Below are 9,536 nucleotides of genomic sequence, written 5' to 3'. Positions count from 1 at the left end.
CACCGCGCCCGCGACCGTCACACCCAGCAGTCCCGCGCCGAGCGCCACCGCGAAGACCGCGCCGACGGTGGCCTCCGTCAGATGCGCCTGGGACACCCGACGAGCGAAGAGATCGGCGGAGACCGATTCGTAGCGGGCGAGGTGTACCGCCAGGATGCCCACGCTCGCATCCGCTAGGCGAACCGGAGATCGGCGCACCCAGGGGGCGCTGGGCTTGCTGCTCAGCTTGTTGTCCGGCCGCACGTGTCGGATGAGCGATCCGGCGTTAGCGTGGTGAAGTGGTTTGACGTCGGGGCGTAGACCAGGTCGTACAGCTTGGAAGCCCCGTCTTCTCCAAGTTTTCGATCGATGTGCTTGGCCATGTCTCGTACGCCGATGGACCGGCCGGCGGTACCAAGCTTGTTGACGGCTTCCTTCAGGAGCTCGCGCGGAATCATCCGGTCTATTGGAGTGCTGCGGCCGCTTCAAAACCGGTTCGGAGGTTGTCTGCCCTCAGCCCGCTCACGGGGTCTTCGGAGTGCGATAGGCTAATCACCCAAAACCCCCACAGGCGGCTATATCTGCGGTCTCGCCAGGATGACCGACTTTCGTTTCGGTCACATCAGAAATCTCCCCAGCTTCCGTAGCGTCGCGTGTCAGCCACGGCTTGTTTCCATCACAGAGAATTTCCCGTCACACTCGATCACAAGGCGATATGAATCGATCGAGCGTACCGTCCGAGCGCGACCCATGCGAAACAAGACGATCGCAAACAGCGCCGATCCGGTCGGCTTGCCGGGGTAACACAACCCGTGGCGTGCAATTGCGAGATCATTTGAAATTGCACGCCACCCTGGCTCTGTCACAGCGCACAGACACGCTCTGAAGCCTCCATCCGCCCCGGCAACGAGCGCTCAAGTCGCTGCGGGCGACCCGCGCGTCCCCGAACCAGGCAGGCACCCTCATCGGCCTGCGGCCGTGGTTGCGTCCAGGGAAGTGGTGTACGGGAGGACCCCGACGAGGGCGCCCGACAGCCGCCCGCCCTCCCCGCCGACACGGGGGTGTTCCGCACCGCGAGGCCCTCAGCCTCCTGGAGTGCGTTTTTCCCGCCGACGTGGGGGTGTTCCACGCATGGACTGGCGCTGGCGCGATTGAGAACCCGGCGCGGGCCGTGCCACCTTCCTGTTCGTACGCGGGCCGCGTACGCCATGATGGAGGTGGCCCGAGTACCTCGCTTCATCCTTCGAACATCCCGGGGCCGCGAGTAGAAGGACACCCCAATGGACCTCGACATCACCGCTGACCAGCACGACCTGCTGACCCTGTGCGCGCTGCGCGCCGGCGATGCCACCCTCGACTGGAGCCTGCTGGCCCGCAGCGCCCAGAGCCCGGAGGGCCTGGCCGCGCTCATGGAGGGACAGCTGCGCGAGGATTCGCGCGCCGCGACGAAGAACCGCCCCCTGCTGCAGCAGGCCCTGGCCGATGGCCTCGATGACGCCCGCGCCCGCGTTGACGAGGAGCTGGCCGCGGCCGGCAAGGCCGGCGCCCGTCTGGTCACGGTCCTCGACAAGGACTACCCGGCGAACCTGCGCCTGATCGGAAACCTGCCGCCGTTCCTCTTCTACCGCGGCGAACTCGACGAACGCGATGCCCGCTCCGTCGCCGTCGTCGGCACCCGCCAGGCTTCCGAGGACGGACTGCGCCGGGCCGCCCGGATGGCCCGGGAACTCGTCGAGCACGACGTCGTCATCGCCAGCGGTCTCGCGAAAGGGATCGACGCCGCCGCTCACCAGGCCACCCTCACGGCAGGCGGCCGGACCTTCGCCGTCATGGGCACCGGCATCGCCGCCGCCGTCTACCCGGCGGAGAACCGGCCGCTCGCAGGCGCGATCCTGACCGCCGGCGGGGCTTTGCTGAGCCAGTTCTGGCCCACCAGCCCGCCAGCGAAGTACACCTTCCCCCGCCGCAACGTCGTCACCTCCGGAACCACCCTGGGCAGCGTCGTCATCGAGGCCTCGAGCACCTCCGGCGCCAAGATGCAGGCCCGCCTTGCCGCCGAGCACGGCAAGCTCGTCTTCCTGATCCGCTCCCTCGCCGACACCCAGCCCTGGGCCAAGAAGATGCTGGACGACGGCCGGGCGATCCTGGTCACCGCCTCCAGCGACATCACCGACCGCCTCTGCCAGGCCGCGGACATGCAGCGTGCCGGCCGGCAGCGCCAGCAGCTGGCCTTGGCCGGCCTGTGACCGCACATCTCCCCGACCCGGCCGGTTTCCCCGAATGCCCGGTGTGCGCCTATGTCCTGACCGGCACCGCCCGCCTGTGCTCCGACTGCGCCGGACGCACCCTCCAGCCCGTCGCCGACCCTCGCTGCCCGGTCTGCTCCCAGGCCGTCGCACCCGGCGGACAGTGCGGCAACCGGCTGTGTGCGCTGCCGGTGGCGCAGCGGGGGTTCTCGCGCGTCGATGCGGTGGCTGTGTACTCCGGAGCTCTCAAGGACAAGATCCACAAGCTGAAGTACGGCGGGAAACACGGCTGGGCGATGATCTTCGGACGGCTCCTCGTCGGCTGGATGGCAAGCCACCCCGAGCAGATGCAGGATGTCGACCACGTCGTCGGCAACCCCACCCACGCCGGGCGCCAGCCCCTCCAGCACATCGAGGCGATCATGGACGCCGCCTACACCGAGGACGTCACCCGCTCCTTCCCGCTCTACCCTCCGGGCGCGCACCGCCTGATCAAAGGGAGCGAGACGCCCCGATCCGCGAACCGGAGCCTGGACGACAAACGCGCGGCCGCGGCCGCACACGCCGCTGCCCTCACCTGGACCGGCGACACGGGCGACCTCAGGGGAGCCACGATCCTGCTCGTCGACGACGTCTTCACCAGCGGCTCGCAGCTCCGACAGGTCGCCCTCCGGCTCCGGGCATCCGGCGCCGCCGACGTCCGCGGACTCGTCCTTGCGCGCGTCCCCTGGAGCGGCTGATCCGGCGGCTCTGCAACACCCTGGCCGGCAGGGCAGCAGGGGGATCACTTCCATCCGGCGCTGAACAGTGCGTATTCGAGCAGGTCGGGCGAGGCGTCGGACGGCCAAGCGCCCGCGGTCGCCGCATGGCGGGCAGCGGCGTGCATGAAGGAGAGGTAGACCGCGTAGTGGTGAGGCGACCAGTTCCTGTCCCGCCAGACCCAGCGGGCGACCGACCCGTCGGGATCGTGACCCGTCTCCCGGCCCACTGCCTGGGCCAGAAACCGCAGACGCCGGGCCAGAACACGGTCGAGGACGAGCGGCCCGGGGCCGGTCGCCGGCGGCACCGCCTTGCCGGCGAAGTACAGAAATTTGGTGTAGAACGACGGGCCGAACCAGGCAACGCGGTCCCGAAGTGTCGCGTAGGCCGCTTCGGCGCCCTGCTCATTCAACGCGGTGACCGCACGGGCCAGCACCGCCTCCAGGTTTTCGGCGGTCAGGATCTTGTGCAGGGTGGCGGGTCCGCTGCCGCCGGGAGAGCCGCTCTTCCCCTTTCCCCACACGTAGGTGGCGACCAGCGCCTCCCGGTAGGCCTCGCGCTGCAGCGCGTCCGCGACGATCGACGCCACCTGCGCCCGGCTGATGTCCGCATCACCGACGTGGGTTACTGGCATCAGCGTCGAGGGCCAGGGGGTGATCTGCGCCCACCGGCTGGGGCTGTAGCGAACCGTGTGCGCACCCGGCGTCCCGTCCGCCAGCCGTACTGCATTCCCGCTCCACCAGCGCCCCAGCGCCTCCAAAGCGACATCGGGCAGCAGACGCGCGGCCATCTCCAGGTCCACCGCATTCGCCCGGTCTTGCCTGCTCACAGCTTGCCCCCTGTCCTGCCCCGTCCTAACCCCTGCGCTCACTGGAGCGTACGAGGGCACCACGTGGGGCACTCCCAGGGACGTGCGGCCACAGCGTGGTTTTCCGCCACCAGGCTGGCGCTACATCTGGAAGCGCCCGTGGGCCGGGTGGCTGTGAATGTGCCACCGCCGGCGCGGCGGGCCAGGCCCTTTGAAGCGCGACTGCGCCGCGTACCACGCCGGCGTGTGGATGGAAGTGCCCGCTCCTGGATCCGCGGCTCCTGGCCACTTGCCTGCCCCTGACTGATCGGTGACGGGAGGCAGAGACGCGGAGCCTCTTCTTCCGGGCGCTCCCAGCGCGCCGTGTGTGCTTCTTTCAGGCCCTTCGTGCGCTCCAACTCACCCTGCCTGAAGGTGCCTTGCGCTTCGTACGTTGACCTGTTCGCCTCACGCGAGGCGGCTCCGGCGCGAGACGGGCCGGGTTCGGCAGCCGGTTGGTAAGGGGTGACACGTGGAAGCCATCGCGCGGCAGGCCCGTCGGGAGAAAGTGGCCGCTGAAGCACAGCAGTGGGCCGATGCTCTGGTCGACTTCGGCCCCTACAACACGTTGTTGCACTTCAAGGACACCAAAACCGCGTCGCTGGATGTGACCGACGCGAACGGGCAGGCCCTGACCTCGCTCCTGGCCGGACGCAAAACCCGCCTGGCCGCCTTGTTCCCCGCTGCCGCCGACCACGGTCCTGCCTGCACCCGGGCACGGAGCCTGCGCCGCAGGATGGTGGAACTGGACGAGGAGCAGGGCATCGAGGCCGGGCGCCTGGCTCTTGGCGTGATGCGCGTCGACCCGCCGCCGACACGCGGCAGCACCCCTGTGTCGGCACTGCGCGCCCCGCTGCTGCTTCAGCCTCTGACCATCCAGCCGCGTACCGCGTCCGAGAACGACTTCGTCCTCGAGACGGCCGGCGAGGCTGAGATCAATCCGGTGCTGCTGTACGCGCTCAGCCGCCAGTACGGCATGGACGGCGACACGGAAGCCCTCGCCGACAAGGTCTCCACCGCACTGGAGGAATGCGCGGACCCGGCCGACCGCATCCCCCTCGCCTACGAGATCCTCGAGGCCGTTCTCGTCCGCAGCAACCTGACGGCCGAACTGGAAGAACGCATCGTGGCAGGCGTCTTCAGCTTCGACCGGCTGCCCATGGTCCAGGACCTGCGTGGCGCCACTGACCTGCTGGCCGACCACCCGGTCATCGCCGCCCTGGCCGGCGACCGGGAAGCAAACCGTGCCCTGGCCGAGGACACCGTCACCCGCGCTCCAGCCGGCGCCGACGACATCCCGCCCCGCTCGGAGTACCTCGTTCTCGACGCGGACGCCTCCCAGCAAAAAGCCATCAGCACAGCTCTGGCCGGCTCCCACCTGGTGATCGAAGGACCGCCGGGCACGGGCAAGAGCCAGACCATCGCCAACCTGATCGCCACCTTCGCAGCCCAGGGCAAACGCGTCCTGTTCGTCGCCGAGAAACGCGCCGCGATCGAAGCCGTCACCGACAGCCTCGCCACCGTGGACCTGGACGGACTGGTCTTCGACCTCCACGGCAACAAACTCAGCCGCCGCCAGATCGCCCAGCAACTCCACGACGCCCTGGAGCGCGCAGGCCAGCAGGCTCCGCCCCGCCCGGCCGACCTGCACACCGGCCTGGCCCACTACCGCAGGCTGGCTGCGCTGCGAGACGGCCGCGATCCTCGGCATCTGGCAGCCGGCCTACGCGATGCTCACCCACGCCGCGGCGGACTTGCCCCTTCCCGACGACGTCGGTATGGCCCCCGCCCACTACGGCGTCCACGTCGAAGCCCGCCGCAGCGACAACACCGGCTACACGCTGCTCCGCCGCGGCCCCTATTTCCAGACCTGGCTCGCCTCCCGCGACGCCGACCGTCTCAACACACTGAAGGGCCGTTCGGCCAACGTCATTCCCGGCTTCACCGTGACCGCGAAGGCCGCGCCCTTCCACGTCAGCGACCACGAGAGCTACGCCGACCCGCACGGCGCCGACATCGCCGCACTCCTGGCCGACGCCCTCGCGGAGGTGAGCGCCACCGGCCTCCCCAACCCCGGCAGGAGACTGGCACCCGCAGCCGGAAGAAACCGAACTGGTCACCCAGTGCCGCAACCACCTCTTCCGCCTCCAGACGACCCAGCAGGCCACCCACGGCCTGACCACCGGCGGCGCTGCCCAGATCCTGAGCCTGGGCACCAACCACACCACGTCCGTCTCTCCAGTCCCCCCGAACTACCCGGAACTGGTGGAAGAGTTCCACCAACTGCTCAAGTGCATCGCCACTGAGAAGGTCGGAGAGGGCAAGACCGTCGTGATCGCCATCGACGAAGTGGACCGCCTCGGTGCGGACACCGAAGCCCTAGCGTTCCTCCGAGAGATCAAGGCGATCCTTGGCGTTCCCTTGGTCCACTACCTGATCTCGGTAGCCGAAGACGTCGGGGCCGCCTTTGTCCGCCGGGGCCTGCCGCACCGGGACGTGACCGACAGCTCCCTGGACGACATCATCCACGTCCAGCCCAGCACCCTCAAAGAGTCACGCGCCATCCTCGCCAAGCGCTCCCAGAGGCTGAAAGACCCGCACGTCATGCTCGCCCATGCCCTCTCGGGCGGCATCCTGCGCGACCTGCTCCGCTCTACGGGCTGCAGCTCCGCGAGATACAGGACAAGACACAGTCGTACGAGCTCACTCACATCTCCCGCCACCTCATCCTGGAAGAACTCGCGGAAACATTCGCTGGCTTCAGGACCCTGCTGAGCAAACAGCAGTGGACCCACGACACCAGCAGCGTCCTCGCTTCCTTCCGCACCCTCTGCGGCTATCTGCGCGACCCCTGCCCGTGCGTAGAAGCCGACATGCTGCGAACTCTGGATCAGTTCGCTTTCTACACCGAGGGCCCCCGACCACGCCCCGCGGACGCCGGCGACCCACCGCATATGCCAGCCGATCCGGACCTCAGCAGCGATGCACGCCAGCTCATCGACGAGGCCTCCACGTACGCCTACTTCTCGCTCACCCTGCTCGACATCTTCAGCACCGAAGGACTTGAGCGCCGCACGCAACTGGCAGCTGAGCACGGCCCGGACGGCGACCCTGAACGACTGGCCGACGCACGTCAGGAACTCGGCATATCGCCCTACAGCGCCCGACCCCTGATCGACACCGTCCGCAAGGCATGGTCGCTACCCCTCGGACCGCCCCCTGGCGGTCGCGTTCCGCCACCAACCCGGGTTTGCCCCCGCCACAGACGCCCGGTCATCGAATGAGCTCGGCCGTTGCGCAGCATTTACATGGCCTCGATCAGGCGGCGACGGTGCCCGCCTGACGGGCCCGGTGCCGCCGCCGGCGCCCGCCGTACGGGATCGGCAGTGAAGTTCCGGTGACCTGTCCCGCCGGTGGACACCGCGCTCGCCTCCGTCAACGTCGCCGCCGTCGTCTTCACCGTGCGCGGCACCTTCGCCCGCCGTCACGTCCTGGCCGAAGCCCGCCGTCACTTGCTGGAGACCCTGCGCGGCCAGGAGTTCACGCGCGGCCTGGACGGCTACATCGCCAACCGCGCACTGTCCCACCACTCCCGTCAGCTCACCGTTCCCCAGCCCGGCCGCTGGACCCCGGCCGCCGACCAGATGACCTACACCGCCGACTTCGCCTGGCCCGGCCGCTGGTGGATCGCCGGTGCCGACGGCAAGCCGCCGCGGGCCGCCACCCGCTACGAGCGGGCCAGGGTCGCCAGCCTCGCCGTGCGGAACGCGATCCGCGTCACCCGCACCGCGCCGGCCACACCCACCGACCACCACACCGAGGCGCCGCACGGTGTCGACCATCCCGGGCGGGACGCCGCGCTCACCCCGGCGCAGCGGGGCGCCGCCGTCCAGGCCCACCAACAGGCCGCGATGCTGGAGCAGTTGGAGGGACGCACGACCGACCCGGAGACGTGGATGCGCACACCGGCCAACCTGGAGCGGCTCGCCGCCATCACCCGCGCCGCCGACGCCCGCCGCCGCGCCCTCGAGGACAGGGAGTTCCCGGCCCCGGCCGCTGACCCGGTCGACCCGCGCCGCCACGAGCAGCATCACCCGCAGCCTGGTCCCGGCCAGGGCTTCCAGCCGTGATGGCCGGGGACCGTCCGGCGGGATGGACGACCAAGTCGCCGTGCCAGGCGCTGGGAGACGACCGGCCGCCCGGCCCCGGCGCCACCCGGCAAGTCCAAGGCGGCTTGGGCAGGGCCGCGTTGTCGGTGGCGGCTGCGAGGCTGGACGGATGAACGGAGACGAGCAGTTGCTGAACGGCCGCATCTACGGCGCGGACCACGACGCCCCCAACCCTGGCCCGCTCCCGCACCGGACCTACGCCGAACTGGTCGGCGGACCGCTGGACGGCCTGCTGCTGGACATCCACGGCTGGCGAACCGTGGAAGTTGACGACGGGGTTGCCCTGGCCACCGAGCTCGGGCAGTTCCCCGGGGGCCGCGCCCTGTATGACCCGCGCCCCGGTGAACCCCGCACACCCGGCCCCGGTGTGAGCTGCCGCTTCTACTACTCCGGCGACAAGCCCTGAGCCTCGCCCCGACCACGAGCCCGACCACGGCAGGCCAGAGCACTGCTCGCCCCACCGGTGCACCTACGACCTGCCCTCGGTCAGCTGGCTGGCGGTGTTCTCGATCCACAGCAGCGTCCACTCGACTCCGGCCTGCCATCCGGGCTCCGCACCGACGTACCGGCCTTCGGCGTCGGTGCGGATGTTGGCCGCGAGGGCACGCAGTTCGCTCTGGATTCTCTGCCGCAGGGCCGCGTCCATGGCCTGCCACATCTCAGTAATGTCACCGGGTCGGAGTTCGCTCATCGCCCCACCTTGGATGACTGTCCCCACCGATGGCCAGACCGACCACGGCACCGACCACGCTGCCGCCAACCCCGGCCACGGCAGGTCAGCGTGTCGGCGTACCACGCCGACCGCCTGCGCGCCCGGCGGTCCTCGAGGAAGCCCTCGGGGAAGGCGCCTTCTTCACGGACTTCGCCCGCGCCTCGGACACGTCCCTCTCGCCGCGTGCCGCCCGGGCCTTGCTGACAGCGGCTGGGCGGAGATCCGCTGGTGGACGATCAGGGGCGCCTGATCGTGGCTTTCCTGAGCGAGAGGCCGCCCCGGCCGGGTGACGTCGCCGACGGTGCATGCCCGCTGAGGACCGGGGCCGCACGAGGCCTGAAAGATCGTGGTTCTAGAGTTTCGTTTGTGACGAAAATGGGCCCCGAGGGTGGGCAGAGCGATACCGGCCGGAGCGCGGACCGCGAGGCGCCGACCACGCGTGAGCGGCTCGTGGAACGCACCTGCGCGTGGTGCGGCAAGCCTGTCGCGTACAGCGGCCGGGGTCGGCCCCCGCGCTACTGCAATGCTGTGCACCGTCGACGCGCCTGGGAACTGCGTACGGCGCAGGACCGTGCAGATCGTCCGGTGAGCGAGGGCGGCAGGGACCAGGAACCGGTGCGGGAAGTCGTTCAGCGCACCGTGGTGCGCACGGTGCGTGAAGAGCCTGCCCCGGTCCGGTCGGCGCCGCGCCCGGCGCAGCGGCTGAGTGGAGAGCCCTACACCCTGCCCGAGGACGCGGTGGAGTGGGTGGAGGCACTCGCGGCCCTGCGGCCCTGCAGCGGGGCCACTCCGCCGAACGAGCCCTCCTGCTGGTCCCCGTCGGC

The 9,536-nt window shown here is 69.9% G+C and carries 10 protein-coding genes; 7 read left to right on the top strand and 3 right to left on the bottom strand.

What is annotated here, in order from left to right:
- Positions 1–221: 221 nt before the first annotated feature.
- The gene (locus ABZZ74_RS50955) at positions 222–437 is read right to left on the bottom strand and encodes a hypothetical protein (protein WP_356950954.1); all 216 of its coding nucleotides are present in this window, start codon (positions 435–437) and stop codon (positions 222–224) included.
- Positions 438–1,259: 822 nt separating this feature from the next.
- Here ABZZ74_RS50955 and ABZZ74_RS50950 point away from each other — a divergent pair.
- Together ABZZ74_RS50950 and ABZZ74_RS50945 are read left to right on the top strand one after the other, a co-directional pair.
- Positions 1,260–2,225, top strand: a complete 966-nt coding sequence (locus tag ABZZ74_RS50950; RefSeq protein ID WP_356950953.1) for a DNA-processing protein DprA — start codon at positions 1,260–1,262, stop codon at positions 2,223–2,225.
- A complete protein-coding gene (locus ABZZ74_RS50945) occupies positions 2,222–2,965 on the top strand; it encodes a ComF family protein (protein WP_356950952.1) in 744 nt (247 codons plus the stop codon). Before ABZZ74_RS50950 ends, ABZZ74_RS50945 begins: the two co-directional genes overlap by 4 nt.
- A gap of 44 nt (positions 2,966–3,009) precedes the next feature.
- Here ABZZ74_RS50945 and ABZZ74_RS50940 read toward each other — a convergent pair whose 3' ends face one another.
- A complete protein-coding gene (locus ABZZ74_RS50940) occupies positions 3,010–3,774 on the bottom strand; it encodes a hypothetical protein (protein ID WP_356950951.1) in 765 nt (254 codons plus the stop codon).
- A gap of 529 nt (positions 3,775–4,303) precedes the next feature.
- Between ABZZ74_RS50940 and ABZZ74_RS50935 the strand changes: the two genes are divergently transcribed.
- The 5 genes from ABZZ74_RS50935 to ABZZ74_RS50915 all read left to right on the top strand — a co-directional run bounded on the left by ABZZ74_RS50935 (position 4,304) and on the right by ABZZ74_RS50915 (position 8,406).
- The gene (locus ABZZ74_RS50935; RefSeq protein WP_356950950.1) at positions 4,304–6,010 is read left to right on the top strand and encodes an AAA domain-containing protein; all 1,707 of its coding nucleotides are present in this window, start codon (positions 4,304–4,306) and stop codon (positions 6,008–6,010) included.
- A gap of 86 nt (positions 6,011–6,096) precedes the next feature.
- Complete coding sequence (locus tag ABZZ74_RS50930) at positions 6,097–6,606, top strand: hypothetical protein (protein WP_356950949.1); 510 nt, start codon at positions 6,097–6,099, stop codon at positions 6,604–6,606.
- 179 nt (positions 6,607–6,785) lie between these two features.
- A complete protein-coding gene (locus ABZZ74_RS50925) occupies positions 6,786–7,115 on the top strand; it encodes a hypothetical protein (protein ID WP_356950948.1) in 330 nt (109 codons plus the stop codon).
- Between the two features lie 129 nt (positions 7,116–7,244).
- Complete coding sequence (locus tag ABZZ74_RS50920; protein WP_356950947.1) at positions 7,245–7,961, top strand: hypothetical protein; 717 nt, start codon at positions 7,245–7,247, stop codon at positions 7,959–7,961.
- A gap of 148 nt (positions 7,962–8,109) precedes the next feature.
- Positions 8,110–8,406 (top strand): hypothetical protein, encoded by a 297-nt coding sequence (locus tag ABZZ74_RS50915; protein ID WP_356950946.1) that lies wholly within the window; start codon positions 8,110–8,112, stop codon positions 8,404–8,406.
- Positions 8,407–8,469: 63 nt separating this feature from the next.
- Here ABZZ74_RS50915 and ABZZ74_RS50910 read toward each other — a convergent pair whose 3' ends face one another.
- Complete coding sequence (locus ABZZ74_RS50910; protein ID WP_356950945.1) at positions 8,470–8,691, bottom strand: hypothetical protein; 222 nt, start codon at positions 8,689–8,691, stop codon at positions 8,470–8,472.
- Positions 8,692–9,536 lie beyond the last annotated feature (845 nt).

The sequence above is a fragment of the Streptomyces sp. NPDC006476 genome (assembly GCF_040612015.1).
GTDB lineage: Bacteria > Actinomycetota > Actinomycetes > Streptomycetales > Streptomycetaceae > Streptomyces > Streptomyces griseorubiginosus_B.
Note: the sequence above shows the minus strand (reverse complement) of the source record. Positions and strands in the feature narration are given on the sequence as shown.

What these genes read in the sequence shown, in the direction of transcription:
- ABZZ74_RS50915 (WP_356950946.1), top strand. Translation starts at nt 8,110, where the DNA reads ATGAACGGAGACGAGCAGTTGCTGAACGGCCGCATCTACGGCGCGGAC.
- ABZZ74_RS50925 (WP_356950948.1), top strand. Translation starts at nt 6,786, where the DNA reads ATGCCAGCCGATCCGGACCTCAGCAGCGATGCACGCCAGCTCATCGAC.
- ABZZ74_RS50950 (WP_356950953.1), top strand. Translation starts at nt 1,260, where the DNA reads ATGGACCTCGACATCACCGCTGACCAGCACGACCTGCTGACCCTGTGC.
- ABZZ74_RS50910 (WP_356950945.1), bottom strand. Translation starts at nt 8,691, where the DNA reads ATGAGCGAACTCCGACCCGGTGACATTACTGAGATGTGGCAGGCCATG.
- ABZZ74_RS50955 (WP_356950954.1), bottom strand. Translation starts at nt 437, where the DNA reads ATGATTCCGCGCGAGCTCCTGAAGGAAGCCGTCAACAAGCTTGGTACC.
- ABZZ74_RS50940 (WP_356950951.1), bottom strand. Translation starts at nt 3,774, where the DNA reads ATGGCCGCGCGTCTGCTGCCCGATGTCGCTTTGGAGGCGCTGGGGCGC.